The 21,418-nt window shown below is 49.2% G+C and carries 17 protein-coding genes and 1 pseudogene; 6 read left to right on the plus strand and 12 right to left on the minus strand.

The window, feature by feature from the left end; all coding sequences use genetic code 11:
• Positions 1 to 525 (minus strand): type VI secretion system tip protein TssI/VgrG (tssI, locus tag RZ35_RS04805; RefSeq protein ID WP_157755369.1); only part of this gene is annotated, 525 nt, incomplete at its 3' end.
• A gap of 212 nt (positions 526 to 737) precedes the next feature.
• Positions 738 to 1,256: an Hcp family type VI secretion system effector gene (locus RZ35_RS04810; RefSeq protein ID WP_026742277.1), complete on the minus strand. Its 519-nt coding sequence runs from the start codon at positions 1,254 to 1,256 to the stop codon at positions 738 to 740.
• A gap of 855 nt (positions 1,257 to 2,111) precedes the next feature.
• Between RZ35_RS04810 and RZ35_RS04815 the strand changes: the two genes are divergently transcribed.
• From RZ35_RS04815 to RZ35_RS04830, 4 genes are all read left to right on the plus strand, one after another.
• Positions 2,112 to 3,245, plus strand: a complete 1,134-nt coding sequence (locus RZ35_RS04815) for an HlyD family secretion protein (RefSeq protein ID WP_051625479.1) — start codon at positions 2,112 to 2,114, stop codon at positions 3,243 to 3,245.
• Entirely contained in the window at positions 3,242 to 4,810 is a 1,569-nt protein-coding gene (locus RZ35_RS04820) for a DHA2 family efflux MFS transporter permease subunit (RefSeq protein ID WP_026742279.1), read from the plus strand. The genes RZ35_RS04815 and RZ35_RS04820 overlap by 4 nt, the downstream gene beginning before the upstream one ends.
• 1 nt (position 4,811) lies before the next feature.
• Positions 4,812 to 6,356 carry an efflux transporter outer membrane subunit gene (locus tag RZ35_RS04825; RefSeq protein ID WP_026742280.1) on the plus strand — a complete coding sequence of 515 codons (1,545 nt, stop codon included), beginning with the start codon at positions 4,812 to 4,814 and terminating at the stop codon, positions 6,354 to 6,356.
• A gap of 312 nt (positions 6,357 to 6,668) precedes the next feature.
• Complete coding sequence (locus RZ35_RS04830) at positions 6,669 to 7,766, plus strand: MBL fold metallo-hydrolase (protein WP_026742281.1); 1,098 nt, start codon at positions 6,669 to 6,671, stop codon at positions 7,764 to 7,766.
• A 140-nt stretch (positions 7,767 to 7,906) separates the two neighbouring features.
• On the opposite strand, the gene RZ35_RS04835 is transcribed toward RZ35_RS04830, so the two are convergent.
• Positions 7,907 to 8,962, minus strand: coding sequence for a glycosyl hydrolase (locus tag RZ35_RS04835; RefSeq protein WP_051625480.1), 1,056 nt, complete (start codon positions 8,960 to 8,962; stop codon positions 7,907 to 7,909).
• A 1,355-nt stretch (positions 8,963 to 10,317) separates the two neighbouring features.
• Between RZ35_RS04835 and RZ35_RS18670 the strand changes: the two genes are divergently transcribed.
• Together RZ35_RS18670 and RZ35_RS04845 are read left to right on the plus strand one after the other, a co-directional pair.
• Positions 10,318 to 10,950 carry a DUF3289 family protein gene (locus RZ35_RS18670; RefSeq protein ID WP_455709697.1) on the plus strand — a complete coding sequence of 211 codons (633 nt, stop codon included), beginning with the start codon at positions 10,318 to 10,320 and terminating at the stop codon, positions 10,948 to 10,950.
• Complete coding sequence (locus RZ35_RS04845) at positions 10,947 to 11,639, plus strand: hypothetical protein (protein ID WP_026742283.1); 693 nt, start codon at positions 10,947 to 10,949, stop codon at positions 11,637 to 11,639. Before RZ35_RS18670 ends, RZ35_RS04845 begins: the two co-directional genes overlap by 4 nt.
• A gap of 118 nt (positions 11,640 to 11,757) precedes the next feature.
• Here RZ35_RS04845 and RZ35_RS17625 read toward each other — a convergent pair.
• From RZ35_RS17625 to RZ35_RS04890, 9 genes and pseudogenes are all read right to left on the minus strand, one after another.
• Positions 11,758 to 11,981, minus strand: a pseudogene (locus RZ35_RS17625) (transposase); the annotation flags it as partial.
• A 237-nt stretch (positions 11,982 to 12,218) separates the two neighbouring features.
• A complete protein-coding gene (locus RZ35_RS04855; RefSeq protein ID WP_026742284.1) occupies positions 12,219 to 12,923 on the minus strand; it encodes a fimbria/pilus periplasmic chaperone in 705 nt (234 codons plus the stop codon).
• Positions 12,895 to 15,255: a fimbria/pilus outer membrane usher protein gene (locus RZ35_RS04860; protein ID WP_026742285.1), complete on the minus strand. Its 2,361-nt coding sequence runs from the start codon at positions 15,253 to 15,255 to the stop codon at positions 12,895 to 12,897. Before RZ35_RS04860 ends, RZ35_RS04855 begins: the two co-directional genes overlap by 29 nt.
• Before the next feature lie 57 nt (positions 15,256 to 15,312).
• Complete coding sequence (locus RZ35_RS04865; RefSeq protein WP_081825698.1) at positions 15,313 to 16,011, minus strand: DUF1120 domain-containing protein; 699 nt, start codon at positions 16,009 to 16,011, stop codon at positions 15,313 to 15,315.
• Between the two features lie 420 nt (positions 16,012 to 16,431).
• Positions 16,432 to 16,887, minus strand: coding sequence for a hypothetical protein (locus tag RZ35_RS04870; RefSeq protein WP_051625481.1), 456 nt, complete (start codon positions 16,885 to 16,887; stop codon positions 16,432 to 16,434).
• Between the two features lie 4 nt (positions 16,888 to 16,891).
• Positions 16,892 to 17,710: a winged helix-turn-helix domain-containing protein gene (locus RZ35_RS16920; RefSeq protein WP_026742287.1), complete on the minus strand. Its 819-nt coding sequence runs from the start codon at positions 17,708 to 17,710 to the stop codon at positions 16,892 to 16,894.
• Positions 17,711 to 19,104: 1,394 nt separating this feature from the next.
• On the minus strand, positions 19,105 to 19,392 hold the full coding sequence (locus RZ35_RS04880; protein WP_026742288.1) for a Bor family protein: 288 nt from the start codon (positions 19,390 to 19,392) through the stop codon (positions 19,105 to 19,107).
• 445 nt (positions 19,393 to 19,837) lie between these two features.
• Positions 19,838 to 20,755, minus strand: a complete 918-nt coding sequence (locus tag RZ35_RS04885) for a hypothetical protein (RefSeq protein WP_139171529.1) — start codon at positions 20,753 to 20,755, stop codon at positions 19,838 to 19,840.
• Positions 20,756 to 20,832: 77 nt separating this feature from the next.
• Complete coding sequence (locus RZ35_RS04890) at positions 20,833 to 21,399, minus strand: fimbrial protein (protein ID WP_026742290.1); 567 nt, start codon at positions 21,397 to 21,399, stop codon at positions 20,833 to 20,835.
• Between the last annotated feature and the right edge of the window lie 19 nt (positions 21,400 to 21,418).

A 21,418-nucleotide genomic window follows, 5' to 3' on the forward strand; every position in this document is an offset into this window, starting at 1 on the left:
CGCCTCGAATTCGTGGAAGTAGAACAGCCCTTCCTCCGCCGCCAGCCGGTTGATAAACGCCAGGTCGCTCTCCCGGTACTGCACGCAGTATTCCCGCTGGGCGTGCTCGTTGCGCAGGGCAAAGGCGAAGTCGGTGATACCGGCCTCCTGCAACAGGACGCTGATAATCTCTTCCGGCTTCTGCGCCTGGAAGATGCGGGCGTTGGNGCGCAGGCCCAGCCGCCACAGCGCCGGACGCACCACCGCCTGATAACGCGTACGCCGAAAGCCGGTGTCGCCCTGACCGAACTCGCTGACGATACCGCTCACCCGCCGTTGCAGCTCGCCTTCGTACCACACCCGCAGCTCGCACGGCTGGTCCAGCACCGCGCCGAAGTCCACCGCCGGCAGCGCGCTCNCCAGCGACAACCCCAGCGCAAAGGGCTGGTTCAGCTCCTCGTCCAGCTGAAAATCCACTACCGAGAAGGTGCTCTCCGGCAGTGCGCCTATCGTTACGGTAAACTGAAGCCCGGTCATGCTTGCCACGTTATCCCTCTCCTTTTTCCCTGACGCCACGGCTACCGCACTCCCCGGAGTGTGGCTCCGTGCGCCTGCGATGCCGCCGTAATGGTGGTCGGTACTCTTGTGTGCTTTTATCTTTTTGCTTTTGCTTTTGCTTTTGCTGTGGCCTGGGTCTGCCCACGCCGCAACACCCGAATACAACGGAAAAACCCGGGCCGCAGCCCGGGTGGTCGGTATTACGCTTCGACCGGCGCACGCCAGTCGTCGGAGCCTGAAGTTCCGGCGACGGTGTGTTCCCAGTCGATTTTGCGGTAGGACATGGACACCTGGATCAGCTGGGTGTAGTCCAGTTTGGACGGGTCCTGGCAGTGCGGCATCTGGCAGNCGATATCCACGATGGTGGCGTCGGTCAGCGTGGTGGAGAAGAAGTGCTCCTGCTTGCCTTCAACCGAGGTGCGGTACCATTTCAGGGTCACGGTCGGCAGCATTTCGCCGGACGCCAGGGCGTTGTACATCAGCGGAACGGCTTTGTTCAGCGCCACGGTGAATTTGAACGGCTTGTGCACACGCTGGCCGGACGGCTGACCGGACTGNGGGTCGGTCGGGACGGTCACGATGTGTTTGAATTCCTGCACCAGCATTTCATCTTCGTGGCCCTGCACGTAGATGTTGCCGACGGAGTCGGACGTGAAGGCACCGGCGGTGATGTTGCCCTGAGTTTTCCCTTCAATGCTGATATAACATGGGGTTGGCATAGTCTTGCTCCTTGTTGTTGAACGGTTTTTACTTTCGCCGTCTGACAATGCAATGACTATGCCAACTTTTATCTTATTGTTTTATAATGGAATTTAAAATATACATTTCAGCCTATTCAAAATCTGCGCAAAAAGTTGCGCAGAATGCGCAGATCGTTTGCAAACATTGCGCAAAAAGTGATTTATGCTGGAAAGTGCGCAAGAAGTTGCGCAGATTTGGCAATTATTCTGCGCAAAGACACATGAACTGACAAACGCATAAAAAACGTACTGCACGCTGCCGAAACAGATCTTAATTTTGTCACGTCACTGGCACATCATTCCCTGTCTGTCGGGAGTGAAAATATAAGCTTTCAAGCACTTAGCAGGCGACAAAAAGAAACCCACGGAAAATATCGTTACAAATCATGTCACGTATTCTTCCTAAAAATCACCTGTTCAGCCCAGATGAAAAGCCCCGTTGATGCCGATGTCATGACGAAACCGATACGGCGATTCACCGACGAAATATGACGATATTCCGGCTAATTAGAAGCAATGTAGCGATTTTTTCTGCGCGAAAAGCGCACCGGGTCAACGCCCAAAACGCCGAGGATCGGTTGCAGAATGGACGCACATTTTGACGCTTACTCCTGAATTTTTTCCATGAATTTACTTAACCCTACCTTGATTGACAGACGCGTTAGTCCTAAGGTCGAAAAAAGCGTAGAGGAAGGGATACAGCAGCGCGAGTTACGCCGATCACCTCCATCCGCAATCGCCTGTACTTGGGAGTGCCGGATTTAACGTCCGTCTCATAATGGCAGTATTCATTTCGCGGACTTGGTTTGAGTCCGTCGTTTATCGATGAGAACTATGGCTAATCAATCTATTTCTCCGTCTGAGAATGACCCGCGTCATCAGGACGACAACCCGCAGAATCACACCCCAGACAGCGCTCCCACGGAACGCAAGACGCCCGGTAAGAAGCCACTGATTATTCTGGCCATCGTCGTTGTACTCATGCTAATCGTCGGCCTGTTTTTCTGGCTGGCCAACCGCAATATTGAAACCACCGATGATGCATTTACCGACTCCGATGCGGTCACCATCGCTCCCAAAGCCTCGGGCTACGTAACTGAGCTGCGGGTAAAAGATAACCAGCGTGTTAAGCAGGGCGACTTACTGGTCATCATCGATCCCCGTGATAATACCGCGCAGCGCGATCAGGCTCAGGCTCAGTTGGGACTGGCGATGGCGCAGCTGCATCAGGCGCAGGCCGCGTTAGATCTGGCGAAGGTTCAGTATCCCGCACAGAAAGATCAGGCGCTGGCAACGCTGGCGAAAGCGCAGGCCAACTACGTTAATGCGCTGGAAGATGACAAACGTCAGCGGGGCGTCGACCCGAGAGCCACCTCGCAGCGCAACATTGATGCGGCAGGCGCGCAGCTAAGAAGCGCCCGTGCGGAATTGGAAAGCGCCAAGGCGCAGGTCGAAGTCGCCTCGCAGGTCGCGTTGCAAATCCGCCAGCAGGCCACCAACGTCGAAGCGCGTCAACGGCAGGTTGAGCAGGCGCAAGCCCAGCTCAATACCGCCAACCTGAATCTCTCCTACACCGAAGTCCGCGCCCCGTACGACGGCTTCATCACTCGCCGCAACGTGCAGGTAGGCAGTCTGGTGCAGCCGGGTACGGCGTTGTTCTCGCTGGTGTCGCCGAATACCTGGATTACCGCCAACTTCAAGGAATCCCAGCTGGCGCGGATGCGGCCGGGCAATAAAGTGAATATCACCGTGGATGCGTGGCCCAACATGAAGCTCGAAGGCCACGTCGACAGCGTACAGATGGGCTCTGGCTCGCGCTTTTCCGCGTTCCCGGCGGAAAACGCGACCGGCAACTATGTAAAAATCGTGCAGCGCGTCCCGGTGAAAATCGTCATCGATAAAGGGCTGGATCCGGAAAGGCCGCTGCCGCTGGGCCTGTCGGTTGAGCCGAAGGTGACGGTGGAATGAGCCAGAACCAGACTTGGCAGCCGGCCGGGAATCCCTGGCTGGTCGCCATTACAGTCACGCTGGCGGTATTCATGGAGATCCTGGACNCCACGATCGTCAACGTCGCGCTTCCGCATATGGCCGGCTCGCTGTCCTCCAGCTATGACGAGTCGACATGGGTGCTGACGTCTTATCTGGTGGCTAACGGCATTGTGCTGCCCATCTCAGCCTTCCTGAGCCGAGTCTTCGGCCGTAAGCTCTTCTTTCTGCTCTGCATTGTGATGTTTACCCTCTGCTCTTTACTCTGCGGCGTCGCCACGGAGCTGTGGCAGATCATTCTGTTCCGCATCTTGCAGGGCTTCTTTGGCGGCGGTCTTCAGCCCGTACAACAATCGGTGCTGCTGGATTACTTCAAGCCGGAGGATCGTGGTAAAGCTTTCGGCCTGTCCGCGATTGCGGTGATTGTCGCCCCCGTCATCGGGCCGACGCTCGGCGGATGGATCACCGACAACTACAGCTGGCGCTGGGTGTTCTTCATCAACATCCCCATCGGCATTTTGAGCGTGCTGGCCATCTACCATCTGCTGGAAGATCCGCCATGGGAGCGCAAATCGGAGAAAGGCACGCTCAGCATCGACTACATCGGCATCAGCCTGCTCACGCTGGGGCTGGGATGTCTGCAGGTCATGCTCGACCGCGGCGAGGACGACGACTGGTTCCACTCCAATTTCATTATTACCTTTGCCATATTGACGGCGATCGGCCTGGTGGGCGCAGTTTACTGGCTACTCTACGCCAAAAAGCCGGTGGTCGATCTCCACTGCCTGAAAGATCGTAACTTCGCGGTGTCTTGCTTGCTCATGGCTGGCATGGCGCTGGTGATGTACGCCAGTGCGGTGGTCATCCCGCAGCTGGCGCAGCAGGATTTGGGCTACACCGCGACCTGGTCTGGCATGATCCTCTCTCCGGGGGCGATTTTGGTGGTGCTGACGATCCCGGTCGCGCTGAAACTGATGCCGCTGGTGCAGACGCGCTGGATGATTGCGTTCGGATTCACCTCGCTGGCCGCCTCATTCCTGTATTCGTCAACGCTGGCGCCAAACGTGGATTTTTATACGCTGATACTGATGCGTAGCGCTCAGACCATCGGACTCGGTTTCCTGTTTGTGCCGCTGACCACCATCGCCTTTGTGTCGATTCCGCAACGGCTGAACGCGGATGCCTCCGCCCTGTTCACCATGTGCCGCAACGTGGCGGGGTCGATCGGCATTTCGCTGTCCACCGCGATGATTACCGAGCGGCAGCAGGCGCATAGCGCCAGCATGGTGCATAACATGACCCCGCTCAACGAGCCGTTCAATCTGGCGTTGGAACGTTTGACCCACGCGATTAAGAACTTCTCCACGATGGCGGGCGATCCGATGTCCATCGCAACCGGTCAACTGTATAAAGAGATGATTGCCCAGGCGCGTATCCTTGCCTATATAGACGTTTTCACGGGCCTCAGCGTTATCGCTCTGCTTCTCATTCCTCTTTGTTTGCTGCTTTCTCCCATCAAGAGCAAAGGCAGTGCTGGAGCACATTAACATGAAGGTTTCTCTACCCTACTCGTATTCCCCCATCGCTACGGTGATAGCGGTTGTGCTGGCGCTGTCGGCCTGTACCGTCGGGCCCGATTACCAGGCGCCGACCCCTGCCGCGCCGGGCGCGTTCAAGGACATGGCATCTGACGGCGCATCACCAACGCTGGCCGCGGAGATCAACCCCAGCTGGTGGAAAACGTTTAACGACCCACAGCTGGACAACCTGATCGACCGGTCGATCGCCGGCAACCTCACCCTGCAACAGGCGGTGTTGCGCATCGCCGGATCGCGCCAGCAGCTGAATCAGGCTCGCGGAGCCTGGCTGCCATCGGTCAACGCCAGCGCTTCAGCGCAGCGGCAGCAATTGGGTCTGAAGGGGCTGATGGAGTCTCATGACGTGTACGGTCAGGTGGATCAGGTCGATCCCAATCTGACGTCTTCGCTCGATAGCCTGACCCAGTCCGTCGGACTGTATCAGGGAAGTTTTGACGCGTCATGGGAGCTGGACTTGTGGGGCAAAGTGCGTCGTCAGGTGGAAGCCGCCGACGCTCAGCAGCAGCAGTCGATAGAGAGCCGCAATGATGCGCTGGTGTCGCTGGAAGCCGAGGTGGCAAGAACCTATTTGCAGCTGCGAGGCGCGCAGGCCGCCTATCAGACGCTGGAGAGCCAGATTGAGATTGCGCAACAGACGCTGACGCTGACCCAGAGCCAGCAGCGCAACGGCCTCTCGCCGCAGATGAACGTCGAGAACGCGCAAGCTCAGCTCAGTTCGCTGCGAGCGCAACTGCCGCAGTATCAGGCGCAAGTGCGGCAGGCGATGAACGGGCTGGCCGTGCTGACCGGGCAAGTGCCNGGCGCGCTGGATAATGAACTGGCGGCCACGAAAGCCATACCGACGTTGCCTAAAGCCGTGCCGGTCGGCGTACCGTCGACACTGGCCAGACGCCGCCCGGATGTCCGTCAGGCGGAAGCGCAACTGCACGCCGCCACCGCCAACATCGGCGTCTCGGTCGCACAGCTGTTCCCCGATCTGTCGCTCACCGGGCAGCTCGGCATGCGCAATACCGATTTTAGTTATATGGATAACTGGAGCAGTCACTTCTACCGCTTCGGCCCGTCGGTTTCCATTCCTATCTTCCAGGGCGGCCGTCTGGTCTCCGGCGTCAAACTGGCCCGAGCGGAACAGGCCAGCGCGGCGTTAGGCTATCGTCAGACGGTCCTCACCGCCTTGCAGGACGTGGAAAACGCGCTGATCAGCTACCGGACCGATCAGCAGCAAGTCGAAGAACTCGAACGCGCCGTCGAATCGCAGCAAAACGCGTTCGACCTGGCGAGTGACGGATACAGCAAAGGCCTGACGTCGTTTATCGAGGCGCTGGACGCACAGCGGCAGCTCGCACAGGCCAAACAACAGGCCATTATGGCGCGCGTGCAATGTCATCTGGATCTGGTCGCGCTGTATAAAGCCTTAGGCGGCGGTTGGGAACCTTACCAGCAGGTCAAACTGCCGGAGTTCTCAGTGTTCGGTCCGGCTGAAAGCTCATCCTGACGGTCGAAACACCCCGTTTTATCACGTCAATTCACGCACGTTCTTTACCGCCAGACGCCTCTCTCGCGCTGGCGGTTTTTCTCCTCCCTTCCCTGCCGCTCCGAGCGGCAGGTCATCACGGAAGGATTTCATTAGGAGCGGAGGACTTTGCGCCGCGCCTTCTGGAAAATCACGACGTCACCCCCAAAAGCCTGATCTGTGAAGGAGGAGCGCGCACGCCGGTTCGCCACGGCAGAACACGACACAATGCAGTACACTGAATGGGACAATATCCTCTCTTACAACTCTTTGCGTTCAGGTACGGGTAGAATCATGTTATTGAGTTTATTAGCGATAATAGTGGTATTCATTGTCATTCCCGTCGTTTACCTTTATCGGCCCGAGTTTGTCAAAATCAGCGTTCCTGAAGTGAAAGCACAGGACTCGGACCATTACCGGCAAGGCCAATTTCACAACGTCGAGCCGACTCCCGTGCTGACCGGGAGCGGGAGCTTTGCCAAGTTGATGCTGGAATTTTTGCTCCACGGCAACCCGCGCCGTCGCCCTAAACAGGCGCTCCCCACGGTCAAGACCTTACTGTTGGCGTTACCCGCTGACCGGGACGTCGTTATCTGGCTCGGCCACTCCTCTTTTTTTGTGCAGCTGGCGGGAAAACGCCTGCTGGTCGACCCCGTGCTCAGCCAAAACGCCGCGCCGGTCCCGTTCGGCAATCGCGTATTTCAGGGGACTAATCCCTACACGCCAGCCGATATGCCCAACATTGATTATTTACTGATGACGCACGATCACTGGGATCATCTGGATTACGCCACCCTGATTGCGCTCAAACCCAAAGTAAAGCAGGTGGTCTGCGGGCTTGGCGTGGGCCAATATTTTCGCGCGTGGGGATTTGCTCCAGAACGCGTTCATGAAGCCGACTGGTTTTCCGAACTGAATCTTGGGGATGGTATCGACATTTCAGTTTTACCCGCACGGCACTTTTCCGGTCGTTTATTTAAAAAGAACCAGACGTTGTGGGTGTCTTTCGCCCTGCAAACGGCTGCACGACGCCTGTACTTTAGCGGAGACTCGGGATACGGCGCGCATTTCAAGAAAATCGGCGAGCAGTTCGACGGTTTTGATTTCGTCGCACTCGACAGCGGCCAATATGACGAACGCTGGTCGCACATTCACATGCGGCCGGAAGAAGCGGCTCAGGCGGCGACGGACCTGAAGACAGGCGCCCTGCTGCCCGGGCATATCGGCAAATTCGCCTTGGCGCAGCATGACTGGAACGATCCGTTTATCCGTATCGTCAAAGCCAGCAAAAATCATGATTGGCGGCTATTGACGCCGCTCATCGGTCAACCGCTGTGGTTAGACGAGAGCGAAACGGCGTTTGAGCGCTGGTGGGAAACGGTCTCTCGCTGATCGCCCCCGACGCCTGAGGGAAAATAACTTGATTTAGCGAGGGAAAAACGCGCGAATAAAGGAACCCAGCGCCAGACTTAGGGCGTTGGGTTCCTTTATTCGCGCCTGAACGGCTCACTCATCTACATAATTTCTCACAATCACGTCTGACTGAGCACGTCGCCACTCCAGACATCGCCCCGATTGATCACATGAACATGATTATACGCCTCTGCCATGTTTTTATTTTTCAATGGACCCCAGGCATTATTCCACGGCATAAAAAACGTAGTCTTAGGGTAGGCCGAGAGAATCACATCCACCACGCTGCCATAATCTAATTGACCATCAAGGGTCATTGGCCCTATTTCCGGAAAGGCGAACGGTTTATTGAGGTTCAGCATCTCCTGATAACCGCACAGTGTCTGCGGATTATCCAGATACATATCCAACCCAGTAATATCCACATACGGATGGCCGGGATAATAGTCCGATTTATATCCGCGTAGAGCATCCGGCGAATAAACCCACAGCAGATTATTCAGCCCTTTGTGATAGGTAAAATAATTAAACATGTCCTGATAGAGCATTTTATACAGCTCCATGCGTACGGTATCGCTATTTTCATAGCCGGACGCCCCCCACCAAAACCACTCCCCATTCATTTCATGCAAAGGCCGATAAAACACCGTGATACCGCGACGGTTTAACGCCATCAGCCCCTCGGCGATCTTATCCAGCATTGCCAGCCAGCGCTGGCGCTCATCGGAACCCAACGCGAGAATCCGCGAATATTGTTCATTGCTGATCGGCTGCTTCAGCGCGCCCTGCCCTGTTCCCGGATTGTTCCCCGCATAAATGGGATTCGGCAGGTGATGGCTAATGGCGACTAATCCGCCGTTCTCCCAATGTGTTATCAGCTCGGCGTTACAGCCGTAGTCGATTAAATTCGCTTCCTCGCCCGGCTCGGTAATATCCCAACCGCGGGCGTAGTCCGCGCCGTAAATAGCGGGGTACTGCCCCGTGGCGGCGTGAATCGCCTCCGCCTGGCGCATTGAGAACGCATCCTCGCCGGTAATGTGGGTGTAACCGCCGAATGCGCCGGAGATGAGTTTTTTATTTGAACGTGCCGGTAACTCGGCGAGCCAGTGATAAACCTTAACCGCCGTATCATCCGCATTTTCATTTGCCGTGGTCAGTTCTGTTGTATTGTTCATGGTGATATTCCTCATTATTGAATGATGTCTTAATATGCATTTCCGCCATACTTAATCGCGGTCTAATGAGGTTATCACTGCAAATAACACAATAAATGACTAGCTGTTGTATAGGAAATAGCACAACACAAACTCATTGAATTATTTTTAGATAAATACACAGCGCACGAAATAAAGCCTTAAATCAATTAGTGGGAGAGGTTTAGTTTTATGGCTATTTATCGCGACAATGATTTTTCATGAAGGAAGAGTTCATTGGAATTACGAAAAAAATTAATCACCTGACGGTAATGGACGATATTCTGGTGTATAAATCACGTCATGCGTGAGGGGATAATATTGGGGGATATCACCTTTTTCACTGACTCGTCATCCCTATAAGCGATGGTGAATCGATGATAAGTGCACTGTGATTTCTCAGAGGATCATCGTTAAGGTTGTAAAAGCAGCAGGATCAAGGCGGTCACCCACAGTGCCGTCGTCGCTGCTAGCGCTCGGCGAAAGAGTCGCCTAACGCCCAGATAACGCTCGGCCAGTGTGCGTGTTTTTCCCCCAGGCTTTGGTGACCACATTACGTGGGTAGGATCAATTTCATCAACGCCACCTAACGCACTGAGCAGCAGCATAACCTCACAACGCGATCGGCAATACCGATCGAAATGAAAAATTGTTCTGTATAAACGTTTATAAAATAAACAGCTCTGATGTCATTATAAGCCTGCATACTAAAAACACATGCTGACAACCGGGAAAATTAAACCGCCGATTTTGGCGGTTTTTTCGTGGCCTATCGTTCATTTACATAATTATAAGTTGCGCATAGACTATTCGCGCTTCACAGGGATAGATCTGTTTACAGGGAATGAAACATGCTGATCACCAAGCGTCTGGATGAACTCACCCCAGATGAATTTACGCGTATCTTATCGCCCGAAAAAGGCAGTGCGCTGGACGCCCAAACCGTCGTATTAGGCTCGCAAGAGCACGCCTGTTGTTCATTAACGGCAGGCACCTTAGACATNAACGCCAACCGCGATTTCGCCAATACCGTCCGGAATGCCTATGACCGCGCCAGGGTGAATGCGCCGGCACAGAAAGCGGGCTGGGGATTTGCGCCCCGNCCTGCCACGCCGCGAACCGAACCCGAGCCGACGCTCAAGGTCACCGAAGTGACCGACACCACCAGTGCGACGCGGATTGATCTCCCCATTTTGGTGTACGAGACCAAGCGAAAGCCGGGATTGAACGCCAATGGGACGCCGGCGGCGGATATGCTTTACGGTGATATGACCAAAGAAGAGATCACAGACATTCCCACCTATATGCATACGCACATGTTTGCAGTGGATGACTGGATGGTTGACTTCGATTCCCCTGATATTTTCTTTTATAAATTCAGAGAAATGGCAACCAGCCTTTTTTCTACGGGGAAGTTGGAAATGGTTATATTGGCAATGATCGCCAAATTCCAAAAGAAGGAAGGCGGAGAGTTCAGCCACCCAGATTTGACACGCGCGGTGCGCGCGCATCCAGATACTCAAGCGTTTGTCACTAGGTTACAGTCAGGTATCAACACGGTAATTCGATCTCAAGGTGGTGAAATAAATAATTCACCTCTGGAATTGTGGATGAGCGAATATGATCGGGATAATGACAAAAAATTACGGCCTCCAGCTTTTCATAATGTTTCAGATATCATTGGTGGATTAACCATGTCAATTAACGATGTCTGGGCAGCTAAAGCAGAACTGGTTAAGTATGACCGCGTAGGACGCTTTTATACCGGTAAGGTTCGCGTCACGTTCTACGACCATTTTGGGTTAGATATTCCAGACATCGGCCCCGATCCGACCAACGGCTCTATAAAAAAATATGGCATGCTTGCAGGGTTCCGAGGCTGGTTTATCCTGCAACATATGAAGCAGTTCGGGTATAAACCATTCATCACCGTTATGGAAATGGACTACCCCATAAAGGGAACGTTATGAATTTTACCTTTGCTTTTCTGGTTGTGAATTACCTCATCCTGGTCGTAGGACGACTTTATCAATTCGATGCAGACTCCTTTTTGTACATGCACTATTCCACGATGCTGCCGTTGATGTTAGTCCTGAGTCCTGTATGTACGCTTATCTTTCTACGCCGTCGATTTGCTCATAAATGGCGTTTCGTGGGATGGAATACATTTCTATATGCTTTTACATTGCTATGGATTAATTATATTGGCCCTGCTTCAGCCTATTTATCTTTTTCAAAACCGACAATGAGACTTGCTGAAAATAATGTTCATTACGTGATAAATAACCCGCCCAAAGGACAGCATGCGCTCATTGATTTGATCATGGATTATTTTGCACAGCATCCCTTTGATAAGAGCAGTGATGAATACTCTGCTGTTTTTTATGAGGAAAGTGTTGATTCTCCGCTAAGTGGTAAGAGGCCATTAGCTCACTGGTGGGATCAGTCCATGTTGAGCGAATATCAAAAATACCAAAATACCGAAGACCATCAATTAGCTTTTATGATTTATTTTAATAGAAGTAAGTTTAAAGGTTTTAATGGCCTTACACGGTTCTGGCTTTATAACGGTTATGCATTTAACTGTAATGGTGACCCGTCAGAAATGAATCTTTTCGATATCAAACCCGATGGTTCTCGCCGCTCTATCTGCGATTAACCCCACTAAGTAAAAAACAGCGCGACGCTGAGCACTTCTTTCAGCGCCGCTTACAGAAACCTTCCAGGCAATCAATACGATGTGTTTTCTTATGGTTAACCCACCAGCCCTCGCGTCACAACTGGATATGAATACGCGGACAGCCATATTGTATCCGGATTTCCGCTATCTCTCGGATGCGGTGGGTGAACGCCCGATCATCACGCCGAATTTCTTCTTCCAATTGTAAAAAGTAGCCTCACAAATTCCCATCTTTCTACAAATTTCCCCTAAGCGGGTGCCGGTTTCGGCTTGTTTCAGCGCAAACGCAATCTGTTCTTCGATATAACGGGTCTTTTTCATGGCAATGAGCCTCTCTGGGTGATAGAAGAAAGACCGGGTACTTCCGTTTAGACTGAAACTATTTTCTGGGGGGAAGGTCAATTGCACTATTTGTATATCAAGAGTGCCACTACAGGCACAGGCTTTCCTTTTCCTGATGCCTGATGTAAACAGCAACTCAATGGGGAAAAATCCGTATGCCGGAAGATCGTTAAAAGTGAATGCCCCCCTTATGCGGCATACTTTCAAAAAATTGACTTATAAAACGACCTTATTGGTTTTAATACGATAATTATAATCGCTGACGCTTGTCAGGTTGATATGCATACCTTTACTCAGCGCGCGATTGGGTAATGCACACAGCGCTTCGCCGGGAAGGATATACGCTTTTTTGAAAGTGATTTCTATTTTACTTTCATCGGCAACTATCGTCGGTGAGAAGCGAAAAACTTTCGCCGTCGGATTCAACAGACACAAACCTGAATCAGTAATGCTGTAGCGTATACGCTCCCAGATATCTTTTTGTGCCATATCTTTTCGCACATTGATCACGACGGGCAAATCGTGTCCGATAAGGATTTTTACCTTGCCATCGCTCACGTCTCCCGTAGGAGGAAGTCCTGAAAAAATCACCCGGGCAATATGCTCTTTGGTGTCGGGGGTGTTGGTCTGGTATATCACCCGGATGCTTTGAGTCTCACCGGGCGCCATCAAAACAGTCTGTGGATCAGTGATGATTGTGCCTTTAGCCAGATCATCGTCCGGGAGAAGATTAATCTTGCTGTAAAGTAAANCGCTCTCATCTCCGCTGTTTTTAATATCGATGGTCGTTTCCTCTTTACCTGCAGGAATTAATACCGCGGATGAGGAAGGATGAATTTCAGCAGAAACGTAATGCGTGGCTGCGAGTGAAATCAGCATGGCAATAAAAACATTACGCATTGACACTATTGAAAATGACATTTTTAATTTTTTCCTTTTTCTGAACGCTGCTGGGCAACAGTCTGTATTTAACGTTGATATTTGAAGGTGAAGACATCCCTTCCTTTTCTAATTTTTTTAGATCTCCCTCATCAATAATAAGAATGTCCTTGTCAATGAAACGGGCAAGCATTTTTCCATTGCTGTCGTAAAAGACGTCACTCTGACTAATTTTGGCGGGTTTATTCCTCCATTTTAAAAGCAGTAAACGGTTTCTATAGGCGTTGAAATTAAAGTGTGCCACCGAACCACGTTTGGCCGAAAATTCCCGGATATTATTCGCAATAACAACCCCTTGAGGTAACCCTTCCGGACTGACTCGGATGAAATCATTACCGCTGTCGGTTATTGGACTGATAATCGCTTTGCCGTCGTGATTGGTGACGGCGCCCCCCTGCAACGATGAGACCTTCAGATACTGACGGACGCCGGTATCAACAACCGCCCAGGTGTCGCTGACACGCGACGGAGAAAAGATAATGCCTTTCCGACTTGCGGCAATGGCTCCGGAAGCATAGACCGCCGTTGTCTGGGAAGACAGGCCACTTTGTTTATTCTGCGACAGCGAAATATCTGCGGTCGTATAAGGCGTGGTGACCGAATTATCCAGAGAAAACGCGTCACTTCGTTGCGCACCCGTCGTACGCATCTGGCTAGCGGTCAGCGTATAATTGTCGCTGACATGTGCACCCAGCGAGTTCATTAATCGCGACGTACCGGCATAATTGTAATATTGACTACGCCAGGTGGCCTGATGTTCACCAAAATTCAGGGGAACGCTAAGGAACAGATTCATGCTGACTTTATCTGCTTCTTTACGTCTCTGTATGGGCGACATATATGAGAGGTTTACCCCCACCGAAGCCCGTGGCAGAGCCAGGTTCAAACCGGTAGACACCGAGTTAAAACCTGGGGCGTCATAAAAGTTGTAATGGGTGAATGAAAAATTCCCGGTGATGCGGTCGTTCAGCCTAAGGCTTTGTGCAATACCGATACTGCTGCGTTGACTATTAACGCCCCCCAATAAAGCCTGATCGAGGTAACTGAAGTGCCGGCTATTTTGCATGTAACTCAGGCTTGAATTCATAAAGCTGACAGTGAGATTCAGGCTAGAACCCATTTCACGGTTTTCATTACGGACAGTAGTCAGCCAGAGGTTAGAGCGTAATCGTCCGATATCTGAATAGTTACTGAGCGCAATGCCGTGGTAACGGGAGGTGGAGACCATTGCTGCTGCGGGACGTAATTTGTCACTGAATCGGTGACTAAAGCCAGCACCGGTGACCGGACTACGGCTTCCACTGGTCGTACGTCCCGAAAAAGCGTAATACCCGGCGCTTCCGTCCTGAGCGGCATTAATTTGCCCGCGTACGATTAATCTGGAGTCAATAACCTGGTCATTTCGTTTAATTAACACAATGACATCGTCAGCGAAGCCTGACACCGGAATATTCTTCAGCTCGGCGTGGCCCTTCTGCACCGTCTGCTTCCATAGCAGCAGATTATTCTGCAAGAACTCAATGGTCAGAATTTCGGAAGCGTCATAGTCAAAATCGACAAAAGCCTGATTATTGCCAGTTGAAGAAGACACCATCGCGCCATCGATAAAGCCAGTGCCAAATCCACCGTCACTGACCATGGAGCGGCCGGCGCGGATCCTGATCTGTCCGATATCTCGCTCAGCGTAACCGTCGCGGATATGGTTATAACGAGCGTGAGTTTCATGGCTCCGGAAGGCGCTATAAGTGCCGTGCGCCCGGATAATCATATTATGGGTATTAATGCCCGCTTCGTAATCGGCATTCAGACTACTGAGCTGGCTTTCACCTCCGTTGAAACGGTATCCGTAGGCGTTGTAGTTGACGAACGCGCCGGTCCCCCCCGTAACGCGATTCATACCATCAGGATTGATGAGGAGTTTGGTTGAGACGACAAGCCTCAGAGTTGCATCAGAACGATCGTATTCCGTCCGTATCGAATGATTAAGACGGTGAAATTTGGCGTTATTAACGACTTTGGTTGACGTCCATGATTCAGAAGATATTCCTGCATTATTCTTTATATCTTCCGAGTAATAGATAATATTATTCTCCGAAAATATTGAACCAGTTGACACATACTTATTGTTCACATAAATGTCAACCACAGAAAAACCGGGGGGTGCAGTATTTCTATTAAGGGCATCATTTAGCTGCCCTGCGGTAATTCCATTAGCCTCAAGAAGGTTTCTGTCAAAATGCAGTGTTTGTGCCGATGATATAAAAGCATATAACATCGCGAAAACAGCAAAAAGAATACGCAGATTTTTTATCATAATAAATAGGCATCTCAGCAAGCCAAGATGCCTGCCACAAATTAATGGAAGTTAGAGTCAGAAATAACGAACGTTAACCTGTGCCGTCCCCTGCCAGTCAACCTGTTCCGCATTAGTAATCATTTCACCATTGTTGAGCTGAGGCTCAATATCGAATACCCATGAGAATGATTTCCCCACTGCAGGTTTATTTGTGGTTTCATTCCACGGCGTGTAGTCTTCGGTCTTTTTATAGGCCCATGACTTAGTCAGAACTCTACCGAATGCGGTTCCATTATGAGCGCCACTGACCATATAACCAAAAGAGGTATCATTAGTAATACCATCAACCGTCGTTGATACGGGATTCAGGGTGAAATTACCGAGTTTATTCCCAGTCACAGGATCAAAACCAAGTCCGAATATACGGTTGACATCGGCATGACCAGTTCTGCCATCAATATTTTCCCCAACCAGAGCACTGTCCTGATTAGGGTCAGTTGCCCAGAATGCTACACTTTGGTCTGACGGACAATTGAACTGCAAGGTGACTTTTTTTGCAGGAAAGTTATTCAGCGATTTCTGCTTTAAACTCGCGTGCTGCGTGATACCCCAGTCCAGATTATCCCCACCCACGATAGTGGCAATACATGCATTGGGGGCGATGATGCCATGTACATTAATGTTCATGGCGGAATAGGCATTGCCACATAACAGTACACTACTGCTGATTGATAGAACTGCTGCAATTTTTTTTATAGGCATTTTGTCTTCCATTTATATTATCGAGTACGTGAATTACCGGCCATTCCGGCCAGAAAATATTACCTGGCCGTATCGAAAAACAAGGCATTAATATCTCTCTCAAGCTTTATAAATAAATAATATGCAGTAAATTCAACACATTAAGACCGTTCTCTTTGTTAATCTTGAATAATTCAAGAGATTTCACAGGTATTTACAGAGGTTGAGAGAAAAATTAATGCCCAGTGAAGATATAAATAGATAGATTGATGAGGTTATCAAATGAACATTCAGATAATCGAGGTGACATTCGACGTTTATTAGTAAGTGGGAGCGTATACTGATGAGGGAAAATTTGTTTTTTAATATTAGGTAGGCCGCTCCTGTACATCTCTTAACGTAAAAGACGTATAGGAGACGCTTCATTCATTTTTTTCGCTATCACCTAAAGTTCTATGGTTCTTTTTCACAGAGGTATTGAGGAACCACGCCTGAATAGATGAACCATCCTTGCTCGCCCACAGGCCTGATTTTCAGGACCATGACCTGTCCTTGATGGCTATAAAATCCAGGGAACCATTTTTTCTCAAGCTCGGGTGACATAACCATGAGGGGCGAATTAACAATAATATCGGACTTTAAAATATATATTTCACCATTTTTTTCGTATGTAAAACGGATGTTTTTACTGATATGCGCCGAGGTATCTTTTCCATCGTAAAGAACGCCCGATATCGTCATTACGCCTTTTCCAGAGCTAAGTGACAGCATAGTAATCATATCTAATTGTGTGTTTTTCTTAATCACGGTTAGTTCAGATTTACACGAGAGCACCGTTCCTTTCTTGTAATAAAAAACAATAGATACTGCTGCAAAAGTGATAAATAAAATAGCTAATACTGATTTCATGGTGTTATATGTGCTCAATGTAATAATAAGAGTTGCAGTTTGCTCGTTGATTCAAGCCAATAGCATTCTGGCAAAGAAGAATGGAACTACGTTCTGATTTTTTGTAGGTTGTCACATAAAGAAATTTTTTCTTTTTACAGTTGAGACGTGAGGATTCCATGATTTTTTCTAGCTTGGCATCGTCCATACTATTGTCGGCATTGGTGTAAGCGTGACACTCTCTGAACTTGAGTTTTATTGGACGATATAAAACCCTCTCATCAGCAGACTGCTGTCTTATCATTCCCCCCCCTACTAATACAGTAAGTAGAAAACAAACCGTACAGAAATAAAAGTTTTTTTTGAATAAACTAAGAACATAACGTCTCAAGAACCCGTCATCTTTAGCTGAGATCTTAGTCACCTCTTCATCAGGGCTTAATTTTTCTTCTATATTGACATTTATATCAGTGTCATCCGGCGTCTGATTGTCAGTGTCGACGGGTGGCTTGCGTTCATAGTGAATGTCGGTAAGGGGGGAAAGAATAAATCCGCGACGCGGCATAGTGCGTATTATTTCTTCTTTCAGCCCCGTGCTGTTTAGCGCTCGCCGAAGATTAGAGATATTCTGATACAACGACGTGGCTGTAGGCTCCATTCCAAAACGACGCCATGCAAAGTCATATAATTGTTGGTGAGTCACTAGTACGCCAAGGTTATCAATCAGCAGTTCCAGACACAGGGTTGCAGAAGCACTAAGCCGGATGGCGTTTTTTTTCCCGGAAATGATTTTTTTATCAGGCTCAAATGTCACTATCTTATTTATTGTTATTTTTCTGCTCAAGTATATCTCCCAAAAATGCTATTCAAACATGTAGGATTGAACCCTCTTATAAAGCATTCCTAGCATTGTGAATGATATTTATTTATGGAATTTCAAGCTTATTTAGGCTTTGTTGAACAAACCGAACCATTGGCCGTAATGAGGGTTAAATCACCACATGCCCCATCCTGTAACAGCATAGCGTGGCAACAATAAAAATCTCAGATTGAACAACTTAGAGTAAGACGCTCGAGGGTGTCGTCCGCGATTGCGCTATTCTGATGATTCGTTCATCCAGGCGGGGTATGCGGAGCCAACAACACCCTCGCGTGATCGCTCCACAGGACTGAAGGTTTCCGTATTGGCGAAGAGAAAGTGAAAATCGTAGGCAGGAAAAAGGTCACTGCCCCTGCCGGTGGACGCCGGTGATGGCGGGTGATATTGACGGTTCCCACTCAATAACGTGACTGATAGGAAGGTTATCCCGGGACTTATCCGTCGTGCCCACCGAAAACCGGACGGATTGCTGTTCGGAGTGCGTATTTAACGCTGTGTGATGATAATGCGCAGGTCGGGAAGCGATGACGATCAACCACAAGTAAAACCAAATGACACGTGCAGGCAGGCAGTCGTGGTCGGATGGATGAATAAGTTAGTATTGAGGAAAGACTACTTAAAACTCAATATCTAAAAGAGCATAACCTCGACTGAAAATAGGCTCGTGTATATCATCAAACTGAATTGCTCCTCAGACACACCTTTCCATGACGAGATTCAATGACAAAGTCATATTAACATCCAACACTATTTAGGCAGAAAATAAATATGACATTGAGTCATCGATTTCCGTGTAAGGAGAAAGTATCGTTCTCCGACAGTAATAACATAAGCGTCTTATGAATAATGATTACGGTGGTTAATCTATTATTCATCATCAGATCTGTAGCTGATATTTCGACTATTTACGCAAATAACCTGTTTAAGATACCAAGCCAAAATAATTAACGCGCTACAGGATTTCCCCAACGGTGTTAAAGAGTGCTTATTGAAAGTGGACACTGGTAAGTGTCCTATAAAGAGAGGCTGGCTTGTGGCATGGCTGGGNCGGTATTATCGCCCAAAAAAAGACGATACGCCCCGACCAACTATCAAATACATTTACCCGGATCGAGCGTTTGAGCGCTTTTTGCAGGGCAGATATCGTTTTTCTGATTCATATTCCCAAGCCCCAGACGTGTCCCCTCACAGCCCGTGAGCATCATGACCACGGTCAGTGCCCCGATAGGCAGTATCCATCTTTGTATATAACGATGCTTCATTACGCTGATCTCACAATTGGGGCTTAGACGACCCGGATTTCTCCGGTCGACGAAATAGTTCATCCGGACATCGAACGGACCATTCGCTTAGCAGGCTTATTTTTCGCAATATACGCGAGCTTCACGCGGCGTATAAATACCGAAGGNGATGACATTGAGGAAGCCATTCATGAAGGTGAGCTGCGTTTCGGTTCGGGAAACTTTATCGGCCCCGCCGCAGACAGCTGCTGCATCAATAGTTTTCTCCTGACCCAACCCAGAAATAAAGAAATGATGCGTTTCTACTTTTGTGGGACTGAGCGGCACATTCTGTTTGAAATCAAAGCCCTGTTTTGCACAACCGCTGAGCATGACCATTAAACTCACCATTAAAACTTTTTTCATAAAAGCCTCAGTTAAATCGAAAGGAGACAGATTATTTCATACTATTTCTTGGTGTGTCTAAACCGGGCTTAAATAGAAAGCACTTACATTATTCATTCAAAAAAATGATAAATAACTGCCATACAGCGCGCCTCGAAAAATTTTCTCTGTAAAGTTTGGTTCAGCCACCATCGGGTTAATCGCACCATAATTCGGTATCTGGCGCACCTGAAAAGCCGTTAATCCGCGTACCCCAGCCTTGTTTTAATTTAGTCATCACATGGCTTCGGTGAATGAATCGGATCTACATAACAGCGTCCCTAAGACCGACTGATTCTGTTAATCCGAATTCGCGCTGACCTGCCTGCACGTGTCATTTTTTGATCACAGGTCATCGCCGTAAATTGTCGACCTCAGCAAGAGAGATCAACAACAGACCTGGGGTGTTCAAATTATTCGTGGCGATTCATTCAGGCTCAATCTTCATGACCATCACCCCTTGGCTTTTACCTATTACCGGTGTTTTCCCGGCGCCTGGAATAATCGTCAAGACCGTATCACCTTGGTCTTCCGCTACATCTACCGAGGATGTGCTATTTGTCATGTCGATAGCCACTTGATTTCTAAATACACAATATCGTAATGAGTCATTATCTGTGCCGATGCAGGCGCCATCACTTTTACTGGTTGAAAGAGTCAAATTTACTTTTGTCGGAGTTTCTGTGCACTGCCATTTCACCGGCAGTTCTTTTTGTTTACTGAATAGTAAACTATCCCCCGCGCTTGATAGCTCAGCTATGGCGATATCACCAAGATCCACCAGCGCATCTGTGGATAATGAACACTGAGATTTATAGGGAACTTCCCCAGATAGATATAGATCCCAGTGGTTTTCACCGACACTGATTACTCTGGAAATTTTTATCGTTTTGCTATCAGCGCATTGGTTCGTCACTTTAAGGGATGACGTATCAATACTATTGATGGTTACTGCATCCATTGCTTTGCTGACCCCAGGGCCATCGAGATGGGCATTTGACAGAAAAAAGTCAGAACTAAATACGACTTTTTCATTATCAGCTGCTCCACCACGATGAACTTTATAGGTAATATCCGCTTCCAGGCTTCCTGAAAAGGCGATGCACTGCGAATCCACGTCATACTCATCAGGACTCTCGCTGACCCAAACGTTGCCTTGGCTAATAGAGGCGGAGCTTGTCTTCTGACTGGGAGGTGGCAAATTTAAAGTTGCTATTCCCGAACCATCATTTCCTTCACTCGTTCCATACCATGAAATATGACCACCTACACCACAATATCCTATGGGAGAAAGGAATATTGCCAAGCTAACAGCCAGATTAAGCGTTCTATTTTTTAGATTCATGAGATTTATATTTCCAAAGGGATGTTTCACCTTATCTTAATAAGGGGGGGTACTCTCTTTCATATAATATGTGTAACTTATTGATATTCGAATTTCATATTCATTATCGAACTAAATTTTCCCGCAGTGGCCGTATTTTGGGTTCCGACGTAGGCAACTTTATACGTTAATGTATTATCCTGAGAAGGGGTTAAAGTACTGGTTTCTGTCGTGCTCCCATCGGGTTTAAATTGCGTCGCGTTATCTGTCTCGTAGACATAAACTCCGACGCCTGTTGCCCCCCCTTCACTACTACTCGCGTTGTTCGCAAAAGCCATGACATCATTTTCATCTGCGGTGCCTGACGCCGTCACTTTGACGGCAGAGGCGGCGGCGCCGCATCCGGTGAGGATTATATTGAAACTTCTTTCCCCTGCCGTTTTACTTTTTTGGATATCTCTGTCAGAAATATCGGGCAGAGGGACTGTCTGATTTTTAGAATTATCGTCAATAGCACATGTGTTAGCTTTGACAGTGCCTGTTATAGTAATTGTCGCAGTGTCGTCGGCAGCATAGACATAACTAAACAGATTGTTGATAAGCAGTAACATTGCGGCAAAAACAGTAGTGATTGCATGTGTTTTTAACTTCACTTTCGAACCCACCTATTAATCTCATTTTGAT

Origin of the sequence: Lonsdalea quercina subsp. quercina, from assembly GCF_000688655.1 — a bacterium.
Classification (GTDB): Bacteria; Pseudomonadota; Gammaproteobacteria; order Enterobacterales; family Enterobacteriaceae; genus Lonsdalea; species Lonsdalea quercina.

Coding starts and splice junctions, on each gene's coding strand:
- RZ35_RS04815 (WP_051625479.1), top strand. CDS start 2,112: ATGGCTAATCAATCTATTTCTCCGTCTGAGAATGACCCGCGTCATCAG.
- RZ35_RS04830 (WP_026742281.1), top strand. CDS start 6,669: ATGTTATTGAGTTTATTAGCGATAATAGTGGTATTCATTGTCATTCCC.
- RZ35_RS04835 (WP_051625480.1), bottom strand. CDS start 8,962: ATGAACAATACAACAGAACTGACCACGGCAAATGAAAATGCGGATGAT.
- RZ35_RS18670 (WP_455709697.1), top strand. CDS start 10,318: ATGGTTGACTTCGATTCCCCTGATATTTTCTTTTATAAATTCAGAGAA.
- RZ35_RS04845 (WP_026742283.1), top strand. CDS start 10,947: ATGAATTTTACCTTTGCTTTTCTGGTTGTGAATTACCTCATCCTGGTC.
- RZ35_RS04860 (WP_026742285.1), bottom strand. CDS start 15,255: ATGATAAAAAATCTGCGTATTCTTTTTGCTGTTTTCGCGATGTTATAT.
- RZ35_RS04865 (WP_081825698.1), bottom strand. CDS start 16,011: ATGGAAGACAAAATGCCTATAAAAAAAATTGCAGCAGTTCTATCAATC.
- RZ35_RS04870 (WP_051625481.1), bottom strand. CDS start 16,887: ATGAAATCAGTATTAGCTATTTTATTTATCACTTTTGCAGCAGTATCT.
- RZ35_RS04885 (WP_139171529.1), bottom strand. CDS start 20,755: ATGAATCTAAAAAATAGAACGCTTAATCTGGCTGTTAGCTTGGCAATA.